The organism is Agrobacterium tumefaciens (genome assembly GCF_009649785.1).
Classification (GTDB): Bacteria; Pseudomonadota; Alphaproteobacteria; order Rhizobiales; family Rhizobiaceae; genus Agrobacterium; species Agrobacterium tumefaciens.
Map to the genome: position 1 here is coordinate 66,437 of NZ_WJOK01000018.1, position 20,470 is coordinate 86,906.

Here is a 20,470-nt window from a genome sequence, read left to right on the forward strand (position 1 = left end):
TTCGGGCCACCGTCTCCCCGGCGGGCAGAAGAAACAAACGGCAACCTCCCGCATCCCTCAACCAAGCCTTGCATAAATTCGCCAAAACGGCTTTAAAAACAGCTTAGTAATTGGAGAGTCTGTTTGGAAATCCCGTTTCTCATCCTCGCCGTCATCGCAGCCTTCATCTATACGCTGGTCGCAAGCATCCGCAATTCAAGCCGCATCAAGTCGCTGGAGCGTGAGGTTAACGGCCTGAAGCGGCTGATGGCCACCGGGGCGGCCTCTCCTCTTGCCGCACAGACGGAGGCGGATGCAGCCGCGGAAAACCCGGATTTCAGGGCGGAAGAAGAAGATCGGGCTTTGCCGGAAGACGAGTTCGTCGAAACGGAATATCCGTCCGAAACCGAAGTGGCCGCGGCCATGGCGCCGGCGGAGAACCTTGCCAGCGCGGAAGAGACAAGTGCGCTTTCCACTGAGGCCGCATCCGCGTCAGCCCCGAAGGAAAGCTTCGAAAGTCTGCTGGGCGCACGCTGGGCAGTGTGGGCAGGTGGGCTGGCGCTGGCGCTCGGCGGCATTTTCCTGATCAAATATTCGATCGAGTCTGGGCTCCTGAGCCCGGCCGTGCGGCTTTCGCTCGCCGCCATTTTCGGCCTCGGTCTCGGTCTTGCCGGCGAGGCGATCCGCCGCAGGGCCGTACCTGGTATCGCCACCACCTATTCCAACGCCATGATACCTGGCGTGCTGACGGCAGCAGGTGCACTGACGCTGTTCGGCGTTATCTATGCCGCCTACGGCATTTACGACTACATAAGCCCCACCACCGCTTTCATCCTGCTCGGGCTTGTCGCCTTCGCCACTATTGGCCTTTCACTTCTGCACGGGCAGGCGCTCGCCGGTCTTGGCCTTTTGGGCTCTATGCTGACGCCTGCGCTGATCGCCACCGAAACGCCTGATGTATGGGCGCTGTTCATCTTCCTGACGATCTCCTGGCTCGCGACAGCAGCTGCTGCGCGCAGGCAGCGCTGGACCGTGGCTCCCTCGCTTGCCAATGCCGGTCTCGGCCTCTGGGCGCTCGGCTATATCGCCATCGCCGACACGATCAGTGCCGCACCTCCGGTCCTTGCGCTGCTCGTCATGCTGGCGGGTACGATCTTCCTCTGGCCCGGACGCTATTTCGACGCAGCACCTGCCGAAACGGGAGAAACCGTAACTTCCGGGCGGCGCGCCGTTCGCGCCATGCGGCTTTTGCTGCGCCCGTCGCTTGCCATCAATCTCACCGTCTCAATGGCCGTGATCCTGCCGGCATTCAGCTTTCTCGTCATCGGCGCCGGCATCGACCTTCATCCGGCCGTGATTGTCTCAGCGCTCATCGCAGGGCTGGCTGCCCTTGGTGCTTCCCGCCGCAACGCGGTCTGGCCCGCCATTATCGCAGCACTTGGCGCGCAGGCTGCGGTCTCGGTGATGTCTCGCTCCGGGCTCGATTTCATTGGCATCATCAACGATACCTCGATTGCGCTGCCGCCGGTGCGAACCGGCTACATGGCTGAAATCGCCATGGCGCTTGGTCTTGGCGCCATTCTTTTGCTCTGCGGTTTTTCCTTCCTGAAACGCAAGGGCGCGGACGATCCGGATTTCGCCCAGCTCTGGGCGGGGATTGCAGCTCTCTTCCCGGTCTGGCTCGGAACCGCGAGCTTCGTCGAATATGGAAATCTCGGTCGTGACTGGCTGCATGCAGCCTATGGCCTCGGCCTCGGTTTCCTGCTGATCGCCGCTGCCGAATGGCTGCACCGACAAAACAACGAGGCCTATCGCAAGCCGCTCAACATCCTCGTGCTCGGCTCCTTTGCCGCATTCGCGCTAAGCCTGCACACGCTGACTGAGGGGCTTACGACAACCATACTGCTTTCCGTCATCGGTTTCGGTTATGTGCTGGCAACCCGACAGCGCAACTGGGATGTGCTGCCCTGGGTCATGGCGATTGCAAGCGTCGCCGTTCTCGGCCGCATCGCTTGGGAGCCGACCATCGTCGGGCCGCAAAATCTTGGGCTCACGCCGGTCTTCAACGCGCTTCTGCCGGGTTACGGCATTCCGGCGCTGCTAGCTATCGTCTCCGCCTGGATGCTGCGCGACTGGCCGGGCTTCCGGGCAAAGAACTTCCTGCAGGCCATCGCCAGCCTGATGGGCCTGCTGGCGGTCGCAATCCTCATCCGCCATGCGATGAATGGCGGCACACTGGACGAAAGCGTGCCGACGCTTGGCGAACAGTCGATCTATACGCTGCTGACCATCGGTTTTTCAGGCGTACTGATGACGCTCGATTTGAAGAGCCCCAGCCCCGTGTTCCGTTACGGCTCGATGATTGCAGGCGTTATCGCCGTCATCAACGTGCTGGTGATGCATTTCTTCACGCTGAACCCCTATTTCACCGGCGAAAATACCGGCCGCATCCCGTTCCTCAACCTGCTGCTGATCGGTTACCTGCTGCCGGCGCTTGCCTATGGCGGCCTTGCCTACTACGCACGCGGCAAGCGGCCTGCAGCCTATGTCAGCCTGCTGGCCGTGGCGGGTGCCGCACTCGGCTTTGCCTGGGCCACGCTTTCGGTCCGCCGTTTCTGGCAGGGTGAAAACATTGCCAACTGGAAAGGCTTCCTGCAGGGCGAGACCTACAGCTACTCGGTGGTCTGGCTGTTGATCGGCGTATTGCTGCTCATCGTCGGTTCGCGCTTCAATGCCCGCAGTCTGCGTCTGGCATCCGCCGCCTTCGTGCTGATCTCCGTCGCCAAGGCATTCCTGATCGACATGAGCAATCTTGAGGGCGTGCTGCGGGCGCTGTCCTTCATCGGGCTTGGCGCCGTGCTGATCGGCATCGGTCTGTTCTATCAGAAAATCCTCACCCGGCAGCCGAAGACATGATCCCGGCTGAGGCTTTTGCGCCCTATGCGGCGCTTGCGCAGGACCTTATCCCGCATGCCGCCGATGCGGGCGACGGCTCGCACGATCTTGCCCATATCCACCGCGTCTTCCGCAACGCCATGCGCATCCATGCGGGCGAAGGCGGCGATGGCACGGTGCTTGCGGCCAGCGTGCTTTTGCATGATTGCGTGGCGGTGGAGAAGAACTCGCCGCTTCGCGCGCAGGCCTCACGCCTTGCGGCGGAAAAAGCCTCCGGCATTCTGGCCGGGCTTGGCTGGCGTCAGGCCGATATTGACGCCGCCGCGCATGCCATCACCACACATAGTTTTTCCGCCAATATCGAGCCGCAGACGCTGGAGGCAAAGATCCTTCAGGATGCCGACCGGCTGGACGCCATCGGCATGGTGGGTGCTGCGCGTTGCTTTTATATTGCCGGGCGCATGGGTTCGGCGCTCTACGACCCGGCCGATCCACTGGCAAAGGACCGTCCGCTTGATGATCGCGCCTTCGCCATCGACCATTTCGAAACCAAGCTGTTCAAGCTTGCGGATGGTTTCCGCACCGAAACCGGGCGAGAACTGGCAAAGGACCGCCATGAGCGGCTGAAACAGGTGCTGGACCTGTTTCTCGACGAAATCTGAGGAGACCTGAATGCGTGTGACCGAACTCAACATCTACCCTCTGAAAAGCGCGCGCGGCATTGTCCTCTCGAAAAGCGATGTTTCGGCGGAAGGCCTGCCCGGCGACCGGCGCGCCATGCTGACCGACCCTTCGGGCCACTTCATCACCCAGCGCGAATTGCCTGATATTGCCACGGTTCTGGCACAGCACGCGGATGGCGGCATGGTGCTTTCGCGGGAAGCAGGTGGCGAGATTTTCGCCAGGCCTTCCGGGCAGCGCATGGATGTGGCGGTGTGGAAATCGATCGTCAGCGCCAATATCGCCGATAGCGAAACCAACGACACATTGTCTGAGTGGCTTGGGCGCGAGGTGAAGCTGGTGTTCTTCGACGACATCGCAAAACGCATCGCGAGCCTTGAATGGACCGGCAACGAAACGCCCGTCACCTTTGCGGACGGTTACCAGATACTCGTCACCACCACCGCTTCACTTGCAGCCCTTAACGACAATATGCGTGCAAATGGCGAGGACGCCGTTGGCATGGAGCGGTTCCGGCCCAATATCGTGCTGGAAACGGACGAGCCGTGGGCGGAGGATCGCTGGGCGGCGATCGAGATTGGCGGCATCCGTTTCGACCTCGTCAAGCCCTGCGCCCGCTGCATCATGACGACACAGGACCAGATAACCGGCTCTCGCGATGTACCCTCCCCCATGAAGGCCATGGGCCGCATCCGCATGTCCGGCGACCGGCGCGTGCCCGGCCCGCTCTTCGGCTGGAATGTCACGCCGCGCGGCGAAGGCAGGCTAGCTGTTGGCGATGTGGCAAAGGTAGTCGAGGAACGGCCGGACGGCTGGGCGATCAAGAGGCGTTAAGCTGCCGGGCGATGCATCTCACGATCTCGTATCAAGGCTTGTTCGCACCGACGATCAGGAAAATCGGACGGCGGTCTTCTTGTTTCATCTCCGGCCGCTCCGCCAGCAGGGCGGGATCGGGCCTCGGTTCCGCGAGCCGCGTGATCGCAAAGCCTGAAGTCAGCAGGGCGTTGAGAATGCCTGACACCGTGCGGTGATATTTGACGACATCATCCGCCATCCAGTTGGAATGGCGCACGCCCTCGTTCTGATAGTTATCGAGCGGCCAGTGCAGTATTTCGCCATCTTCGCCGTAGAACCAGTCCTGTTTGTCCAGCGCCGTGAACACGGGATGCTCGATGGAAAAGACAAAGTCGCCGCCGGATTTCAACACGGAGAAAACTCTCGCGAATGCCGCATCGAGGTCGCGGACGTAGTGCAGAGCGAGTGAGCTCAGTACCAGATCGAAGCTTTCCGGCGCAAAATCGATGTCCTCGATCGCGGCGCGGCGATATTCGATGCCGGGGCCGCCGTTTATCTCGGCGGCGCGGCGCAGCATATTTTCCGACAAATCGACCCCGACGACATGCGCCGCGCCCTGCTCTACGGCGTGGCGGCAATGCCAGCCAAAACCGCAACCGAGATCAAGAACTGTCTTGTCTTTCAGCGCTGGCAACATGGCGCGCAGCTCATGCCATTCGCCCGCCTGACGCAGTCCCTCCAGAGAGCGTGGCATGGCGCTGTAGCGCTCGAAAAACTGCGGGTCGTCGTAAATATTCTGCTTCATCGTTGCCTCACCTTGCCCGATGGCATTTCACCTGAGTGTCTCATCAATCGCACGAATAGTGCCGTCAAGAAAAGTTGCTAGTGGGGCAGCCTTGCAAAAGATAATATTCCTCTCATCAAAGGGGAATTTTGCGGCACAGCGTCCCACGAGGCGAGGCGCTGCATCGGGAGAGTTTCATGTCGCAAGCCACACGCCAAACCATGCCCTGGGCGATCATCGTCGCCGGGTCGCTGATCGCGGTCATGACCTTCGGGCCACGCTCGGCGATGGGCTTTTTCCAGCTACCCATGCTGGCCGATACCGGCTGGGACCGCTCCACCTTCGGACTTGCCATGGCGTTGCAGAACCTGTTCTGGGGTCTAGGCCAGCCATTCTTCGGCGCCATCGCCGATAAATTCGGCACCGGCCGTGTGCTCGTGCTTTCCGGCTTTCTCTATGCGGCTGGCCTCATCTGCATGTCCTTCGGCACTTCGCCCTTCTGGCTGCATTTCGGTGGTGGCGTGCTTGTCGGGCTTGGCATTGCAGCTGGTTCGTTCAGCGTCATTCTTTCGGCCTTCGCGCGGCATGTTACGCCGCAGCAACGCTCGCTTGCCTTCGGCATTGGCACCGCGGCGGGATCGGCGGGCATGTTCCTGTTTGCGCCAATCAGCCAGGGCCTGATTTCCACCTATGGCTGGTCGGACAGTCTCGTCTGGCTTGCCGTGATGATGATGCTGGTGCCACTGCTGGCCTATCCGATGCGTGGCAATTCCTCGTCCGGCAGCCAGTCACAGACGCAATTCAAGCAGACGGCAGGCGAGGCGCTAAGAGAAGCGCTGGGCCACAAGAGCTATCTGCTTTTGACCACCGGCTTTTTCGTCTGCGGTTTTCAGGTGGCCTTCATCACCGCGCATTTTCCGGCCTATCTCGGCGATATCGGCATCGAACCCCGCTATGCGGTCATCGCCATGGCGCTGATCGGCTTCTTTAACATCATCGGATCGCTGGCCGCCGGCGTCATTGCCCAGCGTTACTCGAAACCCTATCTGCTGGCCTATATCTATATCGCCCGCTCAATCGCCGTCACGGCTTTCCTGCTTCTGCCGCAAACGCCGCTTTCGGTCATCATCTTCGCGGCCGTGATGGGCATCCTGTGGCTTTCCACCGTGCCGCCAACCAATGCGCTGGTGGCGATCATGTTCGGCACGCGCCATCTCGGCATGCTGGGTGGCGTCGTATTCCTGTCGCATCAGATCGGCTCGTTCCTCGGTGTCTGGCTCGGCGGCTTCCTTTACGACAAGCTCGGCTCCTACGATCTCGTCTGGTGGCTCGGCGTCGGCATGGGTATTTTTGCGGCCATCGTGCATTGGCCTATTCAGGAACGACCGGCACCTCGGCCAGCAATGGCCTGAGGCTATACCGCCTTATCGAGCGCAGGCAGCATCGCCTTGCGCTCCAGTGCCTTCAACGCCGCCTGCACGAAACCGTCGCGGGCGGCGTTTTCATTGAGGCCGCGCGGATCATAGACATGCCGGTGGAGAAAATGGCCGGTCAGGCGAAAGGCTGCCGCGAGGCTGTCGCGATCGGCGGCCTTCGACTGACCTTCGCTCAGGAAAGCGGGAAGCGAAAGCATACGCGCCGCATAGGGCGCCCCCGCCGTACTACAGACCGCCCTGCCCGTTTTGGGCGATACATAGATGAGATCGGTGCGCAGGCCCGTTGCCGCGCATTCCGTGAGATCGAGACCGAAACCAAGATCGTTCAGCACCGCCAGCTCGAAACGAACGAACAATTCGCCAGCATCGACCGGATCATGGAGATTGTCGAGAATGACGTCGAGCGCCTGATAGAGATGCGGATGCGGGTCACGCTCCGGCAAAAGGCGCAGCAACGCGCCCATGGCCTGCACACCATACACCGCGGTTGCCGTTTCCATCAGTTGCGCCGCCCGCAACTGCAAAGGCTCAATGCGGAATTCGCCGAGATGGTCGTCAAGCCGCGCCCGCCAGATCACATCCACCCGGTTTCCCGCCTGCAGCACCGGCTGCATGCTGCGGGAGCGCCCGCCGCGCACCATCCCCAGATGGCGGCCGCGCAAACGGGTCATCACCTCGGCGATGACGCTGGTCTCGCCATGACGCTTTACGCCGAGAATGATTGCCTCGTCCTGCCACTGCATGAAATCTGTCCGAATTCCGATTCAAGCCCGATCATAACCGATCTGACGGCGAAACGTTATTCTTTTACGGTGTCACGCGCCGCAGCAACGAGCGTTGTCACGAAATCGGCGATTTCGTTTTCACCGAAAGGCTTGCCCAGCAAGGGCGCATGCACGAGATCGTCGGGAAAACCACTCGTGTCGCCATAACCGCTGACGAAACCGAAGGGAATTCCGTGATCGCGCAGGTGGCGGGCAAAATCGTAACTCTTGCCGTCGGAAAGGCTGACGTCGAGAAGCACGCAATCGGCGCCATCCCGCCCTAATGCGTCCTGTGCCTGCGCAAGTGTCGTCGCAATCGTGATGGTTTCAACGCCGATGGACTGGAGAACCGCCTCGACGTCAAGCGCCACCAGATATTCATCTTCAACGATGATGCAGCGTTGTGGCACCATGTTTCTTCTTCTTTCAACGTGAAGGGAACCAGACGGATTTGCGCCGCTGTCGCCAATGTGATTTTCAAGCGCCATGTCGACAGAGTTCGCAAATTACGGACCCAACGTCATTTAAAAAAGACATGTCGAAAAAAGATCAGATGAAGGGTCTTGGCCGCTTTTCATCGTTTTGCCAACCGGCAACATGGCTCAGTCCGGCATCGTCCAGCACCAGACAGCCCTTGTCCGTCCAGCGAATCAGACCGCGATCGACAAGCTTTCTCAAGGTCTTGTTGGTGTGGACGATGGAGAGGCCGAGCGTATCGGCAACGTGCTGCTGGGTCACCGGGATCGGCGTTTCGCCTTGCACGAGATTAACCGCCTTTGCCTTGCTGTAAAGGAACGCGATGAGATACGCGGCACGCTCGATCGCGGTGCGCCGGCCGATGCTGAGCAAGTGGTTGTCGAGCATGCGCTCCTCGCTTGCTGCAATCCACGTCAGGTCATAGGCAAGGGTCGGATGATCGGTGAAGAGGTTGTTGAGTCGCGAGCGCTCGAAGACACACAGTGTCACCGGCGACAGCGCCTCCACCGAATGCTGCATTTCCCCCATGACCGTGCCCTGCAGGCCAACGAGATCGCCTGGCATGACATAATTGAGGATCTGCCGCCTGCCGTCTTCCAGTGTTTTATAACGGAAAGCCCAGCCTTGAAGGACAGTGTAGAGATGGGCGCTGTGCGACCCTTCCATCAAAATGACGGAACCGCTTTCGACCGCCAGTTCCCCTGTCTTGAAACGGGAGACGAAATCCAGTTCGGAAGAGGAAAAGTCCCTGAAATGCGGCAGGTCGCGCAAGGGACAGTGCTGACACGGGGTGGTGGAAATTCCGTTCGGTTTTTTTGGCGACATGAATATCCATCATCGAAAAAAAGGTTGCGCCCAATCGTTTTGGAACAACCCACCCGAATGTATTCGGTTCCCGATAAAAGGTTGAAGATATTCAGAATGTTCGTTGTGTGTCGTTCCGTTTCCGGCCGGCACATCCACATTCCTGTGCCTGTCACAGGAATGTGGGAGGAACCGGATGTGCCTTATCCCCGCGGAAATTCCAGGCCCATTTCGCGGAAACGTTCGGGGTCGTCGCCCCAGTTTTCGCGAACCTTGACGAACAGGAAGAGGTGGACCGGCTGTTCGAGGATTTCAGACAGTTCCTTGCGCGAGGCGGTGGAGATCGCCTTGATCGCGTCGCCGTTCTTGCCGAGAGCGATCTTCTTCTGGCTGTCGCGCTCGACGTAGATCACCTGCTCGATGCGCACGGAGCCGTCCTTGCGTTCTTCCCACTTCTCCGTCTCGACATGCGAGGCGTAGGGAAGCTCCTGATGCAGACGCAGGAACAGCTTTTCGCGGGTGATTTCGGCGGCGAGCTGGCGCATCGGCAGATCGGAAATCTGGTCTTCCGGATAATACCACGGACCTTCCGGCAGGGTATCGACCAGATAATCCATCAGGTCTTCGCAGCCCGAACCGTTGGTGGCCGAAATCATGAAGGTCCGGTCGAAGGTCACGTGCTCATTGGCGGCGGCAGCTAGCTTCAGCAGATCTTCGCGCTTCACCTGGTCGATCTTGTTAAGGCAGAGGATTTTCTTCTGCGGAACATCCTTCAGCCCCTCGAGAATAGCTTCCGCGTCACCCTTCAGGCCGCGTTCGCTGTCGATCAGCAGCAGGATGAGATCCGCATCCTTCGCTCCGCCCCAGGCCGAAGTGACCATGGCGCGGTCGAGCCTGCGGCGCGGCTTGAAGATGCCGGGCGTGTCCATGAAAACAATCTGCGCATTTTTGTGAATGGCGATGCCGCGCATCACCGCGCGCGTCGTCTGTACCTTGTGGCTGACGATCGAAACTTTCGCACCCACCAGCCTGTTGACCAGCGTCGACTTGCCGGCATTGGTCGGGCCGATGAGGGCCACGAAGCCAGAGCGGGTCGGAAGGGCGATGTCTTCGCCGGCAACGGCGGGGTTTTCGTGATCGGTCATGATATCCATTCAAGGTCTGAGGTATTCAACATGCGGCCACAAGGCTCGCCATGCGCTCGATTTTAGCGCCACTATCTTTCGGGCGCTCAGTTCTAGGTGGAGCTTTTCTGCCAGACGCCTTCGCGTTCCAGCAATCTGGTTGCTGCCACCTGTTCGGCTGCGCGCTTGGAACGCTCGACGCCGGTTTCCGGCTTTACGCCGGGAATTTCCACCGTCACGGTGAAGCTGGGATCGTGATCCGGTCCGGAGCGATCGTCAACCCGATAAGCGGGCGTAACCGCAAATCTGGCATGCGCCCATTCCTGCAATTCAGTCTTGGCATCGCGCCGTCCGGCATCCACGCGCGTTGCGCGGCCCTGCCAGTATTTCAGAATGAACTTGCGGGATGCTTCCAGACCACCATCCAGATAGAGAGTGGCGATCAGGCTTTCGACCACATCGGCGCGCACGTTCAGCATCGCCTTGCCGGTCAGCTTCTTCACATCCGATCCGGTGCGAATGAAATTATGCAGGCCCATTTCGTCGCCGATAGCGGCGCAGGATTCGGCGCTGACAAGCTGGTTGAGGCGAACAGAAAGCTCACCTTCGCTGGCGTTGCGGAAGGTGGAGAACAACAACTCGGCAACACAAAGGCCGAGAACGCGGTCGCCCAAAAACTCCAGCCGCTCGTAATTGCCCGCCGCAGCGGAACGGGCACTCGCATGGGTCAAGGCCCGGTCGAGCCGGGCCTTTTCCTTGAATTCATATCCGATCAACGCTTCGAGACGGGAAATCTCCGCAATCGACAGCGGCTTGGTCTTGCTCATCCCACAACCTTGAAGAGACGGTCCCAGCGCATGTTGGACGGCCAGTCCCAAATGCGGCTGAACGGCGTGTCATTGCCCAGCGAGAAGAAGATGACGCTGGCGCGGCCGATCAGGTTTTCTTCCGGCACGAAACCGACATCGAAACGGCTGTCGAGCGAGTTGTCGCGATTATCGCCCATCATGAAATAATGGCCTTCCGGCACCAGGAATTCGCGGGTGTTGTCGCCGCGCGAATCGGGCGACTGGTCGAGCGTGTCGAAGGTGACGCCATTATCGAGCGTTTCGCGGAACACCGGTACATTGGCGCCCGGATCGGCACGGTAATCGGAGGTGAAGGTGCCATCAGGCTGCTTCGGAACCGGCTGGCCGTTGATGAACAGCACGCCGTTCGTCACCTGGATGCGGTCACCGGGCAAGCCGACGAGACGCTTGATGTAATCGACTTCAGGATTGGGCGGCAGGCGGAAGACCACGACATCGCCACGCTTGGGCTTGCTGAATTCGAGGATACGGCCGGAAAACAGGTTCGGCGAAAAGGGCAGCGAATATTTCGAATAGCCGTAGGAGAACTTGTTGACGAAAAGATAGTCGCCTACCAGCAGCGTCGGCATCATCGAACCTGAAGGGATCGTGAAGGGCTGAAACAGCACGGTGCGGATGACCATGGCCAGCAGCAGCGCCTGAATGATGACCTTGACGTTTTCCCAGAGGGCGTTCTGCTTCTTTTCAGCTTTTTCGGACACTTAAAGACCTGCCTGATTGTTTACCGGTTCCTGCGATTTGACGGAGGCGTCCGGGCCGTTGTTGCTCGCGACTGCGGCGGGGTGAAGCAATTTTTCACGCAGCCAGCGACGCTTTCATATTTCTGCGACTTCTCTAGAACCTTTCCAGCCGGAAGGGAAGCGCTTCTGTCATACGCCTGCAAATAGGCCGCCAATGCGGCAGCCGCCGGTCTCAGTCGCTCACGGGAAGCGCCTCGATAATCACAAATGCCTGAGCGTAAGGGTAATCGTCCGTGATGGTCAGATGGATATTGGCGCGGTGACCGGCGGGCAGCATCGCCGCCAGCCTTTCTGCGGCACCGTTGGTGAGCGCCATGGTCGGCTTGCCGCCCGGCAGATTGACGACCCCCATGTCCTTCCAGAAAACGCCGTTCGCAAGGCCGGTTCCGAGCGCCTTTGAACAGGCTTCCTTGGCGGCGAAACGCTTGGCGTAGGATGCCGCGCGGTTCTTGCGGCCATCGGACTTGGCGCGCTCGATATCGGTGAAACAGCGGTGCGTGAAACGTTCACCGAAACGGGTGAGCGAATGTTCGACGCGGCGGATATCGATCAGGTCGCTGCCCAATCCAAGGATCATTTCAACATCTCCAGAGACGCGTTTTTATTGGCGGCGCGATGCGCGAGATTTTCCATCTTGCGGCGCTGGAAACCGCTGATGAGGCTATAGACGGTGATATAGGCGATGACCGCGCTCACGGCCGCGGGCAGAAGCGCACCTACGGTCATGGGTTCCAGCACCGGCCTCCATATCTGCCGGAATTCGAGGTGGCTGAACAGCGCAACGAAATCCACATGCGCACCCCCCGCCTCCTTCTGTCGTCCGAGCAGGAAATGCCCGAGTTCCCAGGTGGACGCCCAGATGAACGGAAATGTCAGGGGATTGGCGAAGGTGGTGCCGAGTGCTGCCGCGACGAGATTGACGCGCATGAGGAAACCGAGCGCCATGGCGATAATGATATGCACGCCGAGAAACGGTGTCCACGCCACGCCGATACCGAGCGCGACACCGGCGGCAATCGAATGCGGAGACGCAGACAACCGCAGGAGACGCAGCTTCATATAGCGCAGCGAACGGGTAAAACCCGTGCGCGGCCAAAAGAGGTCACGAATCTTATCTGAAAAACCAACGGGTTCACGGCGGCGAAACGGCATGAGGGCAGTCTATTTCATCGCCCCGGCTGAGCCAAGAGCATCGTATACGACACGGGGATTTCTTTTGCAGGCATATTTTCCCCGTCATTCCGACCTTTAGCTGGAATTCCGCCCACACCCCGTGGCATCACCGAGTATACGAACCTTGCCGAACACTCTGACGTCATCCTCAGGCTTGTCCCGAGGATTTGCAAACGATTGATTGAATGCGAGGTTATCAGATCCCTGGGACCAGCCAAGGATGACGTCAAGGAAACAACCACCTCTCGCCGTCAAATTCGTTTCAAAAGCAGCATGTCCTATCATTTAGACCGGACAGCGGTGCACGCCCGTTCGTAACGCGCGTTCACACAGCCTTACGAGACACGAGAAGGAGCTGACCGATAACGGCCACCCACCTTCCAAGTCCCATACGCATGGCGAACGGCTGCCATGCGCTGAGTGCATTACCGGCGGAACAGGCCGCGGTCGATTTCGCGCTGGCGGAACTCGAGGTCGACATTCGACACGGAGCCGCTGAGATATTCGAATTCGCGTTCCTGGGTCGTCTTGCCACGAACTGCACGGGCGATCTTGCGAAGCGGAGTAAACATGATTTCATGTCCTTTCAGTTTGGAAATGGCGTTTCTCATCGGGGTAGGACCACCGGCACGCCGCGTTTTCCGTTTTCAATTTCTGAAAGGAAGATAGTCGCAAACCACATGCGCGACCAGAGACAGTAAAAGGCCGCTGCCATGCATCCAATGCATAACAGCGGCCTTTTGGAATGTGCGAATGATCAAAAATGCCTCAATCGAAGGCACGTTTGACAGTGGATACGCAATCGAGGTCTTTCAGCTGCGACAGCAGCTGGTTGAGTTGCCGCAAATCCCAGACTTCGACATCCAGCGCCAGTTCGGAAAAATCCGTGCCGATGCGGACCATATTCAGGGCGCGTATGTTGACATCCAGCGTCGCGATCGATTGCGCCACGGAGGCGAGCGTGCCGGGTTCGTTCAGCGCGTTGATCATCACCCGCGCCATGAAGCGCGACTTGTTCGCCTCATCAAGATCCCAGCGGACATCAATCCAGCGCTCCGGCTCATCGTCGAAACGCTGCAGCGCCGGCGCCTGAATGGGATAGATGGTGATGCCCTTGCCTTTTTCCATGATGCCGACGATGCGATCACCCGGAACGGCGCCGGCGGCACCGAAATGCACATCGACATTGCCGGAAAGGCCACGGATGGGCAGCGGGTCCGGTCCATCGAGCATTTCGGCTGCGCCATCGTCTTCCAGAACGGAGCGCGACTTTCCGGGGATCTTGAAGACCATACCGGAAGCGCTGCGCATGTTGAACCAGCCGTCGTCGCCGGTCATCTTCACCGTCACGCGCTCGTCCTGATAATCCGGATAGACTGCACGCAGCACATCGAGCGAGGAGACCTCGCCGCGCCCGACGGCGGCGATAGCGTCTTCCACATCCTTCTGCGCCAGACGATGCAGCACAGGTTTCAGCGCGTCACGCGAGAAGGCCTTGCCGGCACGTTCGAAAGTGCGCTCCAGAATACGGTAACCGAGACCCGAATATTGCTTGCGAATGGCCATGCGCGTGGCGCGGCGGATGGCCGAGCGGGCTTTACCCGTCACCACCACCTCTTCCCATGCGGCGGGCGGAACCTGCACGCCGGAGCGGATGATCTCCACCTCGTCGCCATTGTTGAGCCGGGTCACAAGCGGCATGATCCGGCCGTTGATCTTGGCGCCAACTGTGGTGTCGCCGATATTGGTGTGCACCGCATAGGCGAAATCGATGGGCGTCGCGCCACGCGGCAGCGCAATCAGCTTGCCCTTGGGCGTGAAGCAGAACACCTGATCCTGGAACAGTTCCAGCTTGGTGTGTTCGAGGAATTCTTCCGGGCTGTCGCCTTCTGCCAGCGATTCGATGGTGTGGCGCAGCCAGGAATAGGCGTTGCTCTCCGGCGAGAGCAGATCGCCCTCCCCGTTTTCGCCGTCCTTATAAAGCGCATGGGCGGCAATGCCGAATTCGGCGATTTCGTGCATGCGCTTGGTGCGCAGCTGCAACTCGATACGCTGGCGCGAAGGGCCAACGATCGTGGTGTGGATGGAACGATAGTCGTTCTGCTTCGGCGTGGAGATATAGTCCTTGAAGCGGCCGGGTACCACGCGCCAGCGGGTGTGGACAATGCCGAGCGCCCGGTAGCAGGAAGGAATATCGTCCACCAGAATGCGGAAGCCGTAGACGTCGGACAACTGCTCGAAAGAGAGCGATTTCGACTGCATCTTGCGGAACACCGAATAGGGCTTCTTCTGACGCCCCTTGACGCTGGCGCCGAGAAGGCCATTCGCCACGAGTAGCTCGCGCAATTCGTCCTCGATCTTCTTGATGAGCCCTTCGTTGCGCGTTTCCAGTTCCTGAAGGCGGTTGGTCACCGTCTCATAGGCTTCCGGATTGAGGTAACGGAAGGACAGGTCCTCCAGCTCGTCGCGCATGTCCTGCATGCCCATGCGGCCGGCCAGCGGCGCATAGATTTCCATGGTTTCTTCGGAAATGCGGCTGCGTTTGTCCGCCGGCATATATTCCATGGTGCGCATGTTGTGCAGGCGGTCGGCCAGCTTCACCAGAAGAACGCGCACGTCGTCGGAAATGGCAAGCAGCAGCTTGCGCAGGTTTTCGGCCTGCTTGGCCTTGCGCGTGACGAGATCGAGTTTCTTGAGCTTGGTCAGCCCCTCCACCAGTCTGCCGATATCCTCGCCGAACAGCTCGTCGATTTCAGCGCGGGTAGCGGTGGTATCCTCGATCGTATCGTGAAGCAGCGCCACCGCGATGGTCGATTCGTCGAGATGCATTTCCGTCAGGATGGCGGCAACTTCCAGCGGATGCGAGATATAGGGGTCGCCATTGGCCCGCTTTTGCTGGCCATGTTTCTGCATTGCATAAACATAGGCCTTGTTCAGCAGGGCCTCATTCGCATCCGGTTTATATTTTTGAACCCGCTCAACGAGTTCGTATTGCCGCATCATGCGATATTCCACAAAAAGAAAGCGCGCCAACCTTGGGGTCGGCGCACAATGCTGCATCAATAGGGATCAGATTATGACGGCAAATATTGACAGACGGTAACCACCGCCTGCCAATGGCGTCATAAAGTCAGATCAATAGTCGTCATTTTTTTCCGGCGGCACAAGGCCTTCGATACCGGCCAGCAGTTCTTCTTCCGACATCTGGTCGAAAGTAACGGTTTCCGGCTGGTCGTCCTCTTCGCCATCGGCAGTAGCGGAGGCTGCCAGCGTAACCGGATCGGGCTCGGGCTCGTCCACTTCCACATGCTTCTGCAGCGAATGGATGAGATCTTCCTTGAGGTCGTCGGGCGAGAGCATCTCGTCGGCGATTTCGCGCAGAGCGACGACCGGGTTCTTGTCGTTATCGCGGTCAACCGTGATGGACGAGCCCTGGGAAATCTGGCGCGCACGGTGGCTGGCGAGAAGGACCAGCTCGAAACGGTTGTCTACTTTATCAATGCAATCTTCAACTGTGACGCGGGCCATTGCCTGTCCTTTGCGAGTCGTAATGTCGTGGATCAGAGCGCCGTGCTTTCTTGAGGATGCACAAGGGATGCTCTAACCTATTGAATCTGCGCTTCGTGCCTTGCGAAAAACGCTTTGGATTCCTCGCGACGAAGCCTTCCAGCTTCCGATACAGCCATTGGCCGCGGAATTCAAGTTTTTCCTGTCTTTGGCGTCTTTTGGCACCTTATTGCCCTTGTTTGGCGTCTGATGAACAAAATGTCTAGAAGAATTGTCTTGGAATACGGGTGAAGTTACCTTACTTAAAACGCAACGGCGCTACGCAAAATTCGTTGATACGACATGATTTTTCGCATTTGCGACCGGAAATAAAAGCCAGATAATGGCCTTTCCAAAAAAGGAATGGGATGGAATGTTCGATCCACGGGAGAAAATTGCGCTCTTTATAGATGGAGCCAATCTTTATGCAGCATCTAAAAGCCTGGGGTTCGATATCGACTATCGCAAGCTTCTTAAGGCGTTTCAGAAGCGCGGATACCTGCTGCGCGCCTACTATTACACCGCATTGATCGAGGATCAGGAATATTCCTCGATCCGCCCTCTGATCGACTGGCTGGATTATAACGGCTACAAGGTCGTGACGAAGCCGGCGAAGGAATTCACCGACGCGCTCGGTCGCCGCAAGATCAAAGGCAACATGGATATCGAACTTGCTGTCGATGCCATGGAACAGTCAGAGACCGTCGATCATCTGGTTCTGTTTTCCGGTGACGGCGACTTCACAAAGCTGGTGGACGCGCTTCAGCGCAAGGGCCGCAAGGTTTCCGTGGTGTCCACCATGGCAACGCAGCCCGCAATGATCGCCGACGATCTGCGCAGGCAGGCAGATCACTTCATTGATCTCATGACCTTGAAGGCCGAAATCGGGCGTGATCCGAACGAGCGCCCTGCCCGGCACGTCGAAAGCCCCGAAACGATCTGATCCCGGTTTTTAAGCCGCCGACCTAATGAGAACGCGTCCGTCTGCAAGGCGGGCGCGTTTTTGTTTGGCGCCACAACCGTGTATTCCTGCCGGAAAATTCCTCTTAAAATTAACAAACATCAAATTCGGCCAGTCAAAATTATATCTTGGTTAATTTTAGACGTGTCTAAATCACCCAACGGCACCAACGACATGATTTCGGTGTCAAATCAGGATGTTCAGACATGCATGGCCAAGTAAAAACCAATCAACAACTCGACGAAAGACTTAATTTTCTGGGGCTTGGCCAGGAGCAACGGCAAAACCTTTCGGACATGAAGGGCGTCATTACAGGCTCGCTCGACGCCTCTCTCGACCGGTTTTATGCGAAGGCGCGCTCCGTGCCGGAAACGGCGAAATTCTTTGCAAGCGACGCGCATGTCCAGCATGCCAAAGGCATGCAGATGAAACACTGGGCAAGAATTGCCTCCGGCACCTTCAACTCGGACTATACCGATGCCGTGACGGCCATCGGCCGTACCCATGCAAGGCTGGGGCTGGAGCCGAGATGGTATATTGGCGGTTACGCGCTGATGCTTGATGGCATCGTCAAAGCCGTCGTCAATTCGGAACTGAAGGGCCTTTTCCAGGAAAAGAAGGCCAAGAAGCTGAACGACGCCCTGACGGTAACGATCAAGGCCGCCCTTCTCGACATGGACTATTCGATCTCCGTATACCTCGACGTGCTTGCCGCCGAGCGGCTGAAGGTCGAGGAGGAACAGGCGCAGATGAAGAAGGAGCAGGAGCACGTTCTCGAACTGCTCAACAACGCCCTGAACAAGCTGGCGAATGGCGACCTTACCTCCAGCATCAATGAAAAGACTGCACCACAATTCGAGGGGCTGATTGCCAATTTCAACGCTGCGGTCGGCAATCTCGCGGGTGCATTCTCGCAGATCGTCGAGGAAGCCAACAAGATATCAGGCAATACGCGCGAACTGACATCGGCGACCGACGACATGGCCCGCAGAACGGAGCAGCAGGCAGCAGCCCTTGAGGAAACCGCCGCCGCCGTGGAGGAAATCACCACCATTTCCAAGCTTTCGGCGCAGCGCTCCGAAGAAGCCAAGGCCATCGTCGAAAGCTCGGCCGCCGAAGCGGCGCGGTCACGGGATGTGGTGACGGAAGCGGTAAAAGCGATGGGCGCCATCGAGGAATCGTCGCAGAAGATCACCCAGATCATTTCCGTCATCGACGAGATTTCGTTCCAGACGAACCTTCTGGCGCTGAATGCCGGTGTGGAAGCCGCGCGTGCCGGTGAAGCTGGCAAGGGTTTTGCCGTCGTCGCCCAGGAAGTGCGCGAGCTGGCACAGCGTTCAGCCAACGCCGCCAAGGAGATCAAGACCCTCATCACCAAATCCTCGGAGGATGTGATGCAGGGCGTATCGCTGGTCAATAAAACCGGGCAATCGCTGAATACGATCGGCAACAAGGTGGATCATATTCAGGAACATATCACCTCACTGACCAAGGCGGCCCAGGAGCAGTCCGTCGGCATTCAGGAAATCAGCGCCGCCATCAACAGCATGGACAATCTGACCCAGAAGAATGCGGCCATGGTGGAAGAAACCAACGCGGCCACGCACAATCTGAGCGATGTGAGCGCCAATCTGGCGGCACTGGTCAGCCGGTTCAGCGTTTCGGCGTCCACCTCCTATGTGGAGCGGACTTACAGGGCGGCGTGAGAGCTGTCTATTCAAGAGGCGAAAGCATCCCCGCTCTCATTTCTGTGCTTGTCACAACAATCTAGCCAGACCAAATCCTTGGGCTGAAAAGAACTCGCTCGCCGCGCAGACGCGCGGCGGCTTGATTCCTGCGACAAGTGCAGGAATGAGGGATGAGCTCTAGGCGTTGTTGCCCTTCAGCAGCCGCGACTTCTGCCGGTTCCAGTCGCGTTCCTTCTCCGTCTCGCGCTTGTCGTGCAGCTTCTTGCCCTTGGCCAGTGCCAGTTCCAGCTTCGCACGGCCCTTTTCGTTGAAATAGACCTTCAGCGGCACCAGCGTCATGCCTTCACGGTTGATGCCGGCGCGTAGACGGTTGATCTCGCGCTTGTTCAGCAGCAACTTGCGACGGCGGCGCGGCTCGTGGTTGAAGCGGTTGGCCTGCAGATATTCCGGCAGGTGGGAATTGATGAGCCAGATTTCATCGCCCTCGTCCGATGCGTAGGACTCGGCGATATTAGCCTTGCCTTCGCGCAGCGCCTTGACCTCGGTGCCGGTCAGCACCAAACCCGCCTCATAGGTGTCGATGATTTCGTAGTTGAAACGAGCCTTGCGGTTTTCCGCAACGATCTTGTTCACCACGCGCTGGCTGCCTTTGGGGGCCATGATATTTCAATCCCTTGTTTTTCTTATTGCGCCTGCGGCTTGTCCGCCACGAGCGGTTTTCACGTTTCTATTTAGTATCGTCGTTACGAAAAGAAAAGGCGCGCGAAACGGCTTCTGTCGCGAAGCAGTCCCATTGCGCGCCTTTCGGGTTTCAGGTGTCCGTCAGTTCATCAGGCCGGCATGCTTCAGCGCCGCGTCGATTGCCGCTTCCGTTGCCGGTTCCAGCGTGCTCATCAACGGCGAGCGGACCTTGCGGTTGCCGCCACGCGTCTTCGAAAGCGCATATTTTGTGCCGCAGACACCAGGTTCCATGAAGATGGCCCGGTGCAGAGGCATCAGGCGGTCCTGATACTCCAGCGCCTTGGCGTAGTCGCCTGCAAGCATGGCCGCCTGGAATTCGGAACAGAGGCGTGGCGCAACATTGGCGCTGACCGAAATGCAGCCGACGCCGCCATGGGCGTTGAAGCCGAGTGCCGTGCCATCTTCGCCGGACAGCTGGATGAAATCCTTGCCGCAGGAAATCCGCTGTTCGGAGACGCGGTCGAGCTTGCCAGTCGCATCCTTGACGCCGACGATGTTCTTGTGCGCCTTCACAAGCGCACCCATGGTTTCCGGCGACATATCCACCACCGAACGCGGCGGGATGTTATAGATGACGATCGGCAGTTTCACCGCTTCCGCAACTGCGGAAAAATGGGCGAAAAGCCCCTTCTGCGTCGGCTTGTTGTAATAGGGGGTGACCACCAGCAGCGCATCCGCGCCGGCATCCTGCGCGTGCAGGGCAAGTTCGATCGCTTCATCGGTATTGTTGGAGCCAGCGCCCGCGATGACCGGAACCCGTTTCGCCGCTACCTCGATGCACAGCTCGACCACACGTTTGTGCTCGTCATGGGACAGGGTTGGAGATTCCCCCGTCGTGCCCACAGGCACAAGTCCGTTGCTGCCTTCGGCAATCTGCCATTCCACATGGGCGGCAAATGCCTGTTCGTCCACGGCACCATTGTCCGTAAACGGGGTAATGAGGGCGGGAATTGATCCCTTGAACATACAAAGCTCCTGGCGCCGAGCCGGTTCATGCTTCGGCCGCATTCGAT

At 58.7% G+C, this 20,470-nt stretch carries 20 protein-coding genes; 6 read left to right on the plus strand and 14 right to left on the minus strand.

What is annotated here, in order from left to right:
* Positions 1-123: 123 nt before the first annotated feature.
* Genes GH784_RS18880 through GH784_RS18890 form a run of 3 tightly spaced genes read left to right on the plus strand, consistent with a single transcriptional unit; the run spans position 124 to position 4,389 of the window.
* Entirely contained in the window at positions 124-2,895 is a 2,772-nt protein-coding gene (locus tag GH784_RS18880) for a DUF2339 domain-containing protein (RefSeq protein ID WP_065704826.1), read from the plus strand.
* Positions 2,892-3,536, plus strand: a complete 645-nt coding sequence (locus GH784_RS18885) for an HD domain-containing protein (RefSeq protein ID WP_013635802.1) — start codon at positions 2,892-2,894, stop codon at positions 3,534-3,536. The genes GH784_RS18880 and GH784_RS18885 overlap by 4 nt, the downstream gene beginning before the upstream one ends.
* Positions 3,537-3,546: 10 nt before the next feature.
* Entirely contained in the window at positions 3,547-4,389 is an 843-nt protein-coding gene (locus GH784_RS18890; protein ID WP_013635801.1) for an MOSC domain-containing protein, read from the plus strand.
* Between the two features lie 31 nt (positions 4,390-4,420).
* On the opposite strand, the gene GH784_RS18895 is transcribed toward GH784_RS18890, so the two are convergent.
* Positions 4,421-5,155, minus strand: coding sequence for a class I SAM-dependent methyltransferase (locus tag GH784_RS18895; protein ID WP_013635800.1), 735 nt, complete (start codon positions 5,153-5,155; stop codon positions 4,421-4,423).
* A 176-nt stretch (positions 5,156-5,331) separates the two neighbouring features.
* On the opposite strand from GH784_RS18895, the gene GH784_RS18900 reads away from it, so the two are divergent.
* Positions 5,332-6,546 carry an MFS transporter gene (locus GH784_RS18900; protein ID WP_065704828.1) on the plus strand — a complete coding sequence of 405 codons (1,215 nt, stop codon included), beginning with the start codon at positions 5,332-5,334 and terminating at the stop codon, positions 6,544-6,546.
* Between the two features lie 2 nt (positions 6,547-6,548).
* On the opposite strand, the gene recO is transcribed toward GH784_RS18900, so the two are convergent.
* The 11 genes from recO to rpoZ form a co-directional block, all read right to left on the minus strand.
* The gene (recO, locus tag GH784_RS18905; protein WP_019565358.1) at positions 6,549-7,313 is read right to left on the minus strand and encodes a DNA repair protein RecO; all 765 of its coding nucleotides are present in this window, start codon (positions 7,311-7,313) and stop codon (positions 6,549-6,551) included.
* A gap of 56 nt (positions 7,314-7,369) precedes the next feature.
* Positions 7,370-7,747 (minus strand): response regulator, encoded by a 378-nt coding sequence (locus GH784_RS18910; protein ID WP_065705000.1) that lies wholly within the window; start codon positions 7,745-7,747, stop codon positions 7,370-7,372.
* Between the two features lie 136 nt (positions 7,748-7,883).
* Complete coding sequence (locus tag GH784_RS18915; protein ID WP_003512249.1) at positions 7,884-8,636, minus strand: Crp/Fnr family transcriptional regulator; 753 nt, start codon at positions 8,634-8,636, stop codon at positions 7,884-7,886.
* A 182-nt stretch (positions 8,637-8,818) separates the two neighbouring features.
* A complete protein-coding gene (era, locus tag GH784_RS18920) occupies positions 8,819-9,769 on the minus strand; it encodes a GTPase Era (protein WP_013635798.1) in 951 nt (316 codons plus the stop codon).
* Positions 9,770-9,852: 83 nt separating this feature from the next.
* Positions 9,853-10,566, minus strand: coding sequence for a ribonuclease III (gene rnc / locus GH784_RS18925; protein WP_003512245.1), 714 nt, complete (start codon positions 10,564-10,566; stop codon positions 9,853-9,855).
* Positions 10,563-11,309: a signal peptidase I gene (gene lepB / locus GH784_RS18930; protein ID WP_003512243.1), complete on the minus strand. Its 747-nt coding sequence runs from the start codon at positions 11,307-11,309 to the stop codon at positions 10,563-10,565. The genes rnc and lepB overlap by 4 nt, the downstream gene beginning before the upstream one ends.
* Positions 11,310-11,520: 211 nt before the next feature.
* A complete protein-coding gene (gene acpS, locus GH784_RS18935; RefSeq protein ID WP_003512241.1) occupies positions 11,521-11,925 on the minus strand; it encodes a holo-ACP synthase in 405 nt (134 codons plus the stop codon).
* A complete protein-coding gene (locus GH784_RS18940) occupies positions 11,922-12,500 on the minus strand; it encodes a DUF2062 domain-containing protein (protein ID WP_065704830.1) in 579 nt (192 codons plus the stop codon). Before GH784_RS18940 ends, acpS begins: the two co-directional genes overlap by 4 nt.
* Positions 12,501-12,946: 446 nt before the next feature.
* A complete protein-coding gene (locus GH784_RS18945) occupies positions 12,947-13,093 on the minus strand; it encodes a hypothetical protein (RefSeq protein ID WP_003496944.1) in 147 nt (48 codons plus the stop codon).
* 196 nt (positions 13,094-13,289) lie between these two features.
* Positions 13,290-15,524: a RelA/SpoT family protein gene (locus GH784_RS18950; RefSeq protein ID WP_003512236.1), complete on the minus strand. Its 2,235-nt coding sequence runs from the start codon at positions 15,522-15,524 to the stop codon at positions 13,290-13,292.
* Between the two features lie 132 nt (positions 15,525-15,656).
* Positions 15,657-16,049 carry a DNA-directed RNA polymerase subunit omega gene (gene rpoZ, locus GH784_RS18955; protein ID WP_003512234.1) on the minus strand — a complete coding sequence of 131 codons (393 nt, stop codon included), beginning with the start codon at positions 16,047-16,049 and terminating at the stop codon, positions 15,657-15,659.
* A 391-nt stretch (positions 16,050-16,440) separates the two neighbouring features.
* On the opposite strand from rpoZ, the gene GH784_RS18960 reads away from it, so the two are divergent.
* The gene (locus tag GH784_RS18960) at positions 16,441-17,010 is read left to right on the plus strand and encodes a LabA-like NYN domain-containing protein (RefSeq protein WP_013635795.1); all 570 of its coding nucleotides are present in this window, start codon (positions 16,441-16,443) and stop codon (positions 17,008-17,010) included.
* 224 nt (positions 17,011-17,234) lie between these two features.
* Positions 17,235-18,734: a globin-coupled sensor protein gene (locus GH784_RS18965; RefSeq protein ID WP_065704832.1), complete on the plus strand. Its 1,500-nt coding sequence runs from the start codon at positions 17,235-17,237 to the stop codon at positions 18,732-18,734.
* Positions 18,735-18,893: 159 nt separating this feature from the next.
* On the opposite strand, the gene smpB is transcribed toward GH784_RS18965, so the two are convergent.
* Positions 18,894-19,376, minus strand: a complete 483-nt coding sequence (gene smpB / locus GH784_RS18970) for an SsrA-binding protein SmpB (RefSeq protein WP_003512228.1) — start codon at positions 19,374-19,376, stop codon at positions 18,894-18,896.
* A 162-nt stretch (positions 19,377-19,538) separates the two neighbouring features.
* Complete coding sequence (dapA, locus tag GH784_RS18975) at positions 19,539-20,423, minus strand: 4-hydroxy-tetrahydrodipicolinate synthase (protein WP_003512226.1); 885 nt, start codon at positions 20,421-20,423, stop codon at positions 19,539-19,541.
* Positions 20,424-20,470: the final 47 nt, after the last annotated feature.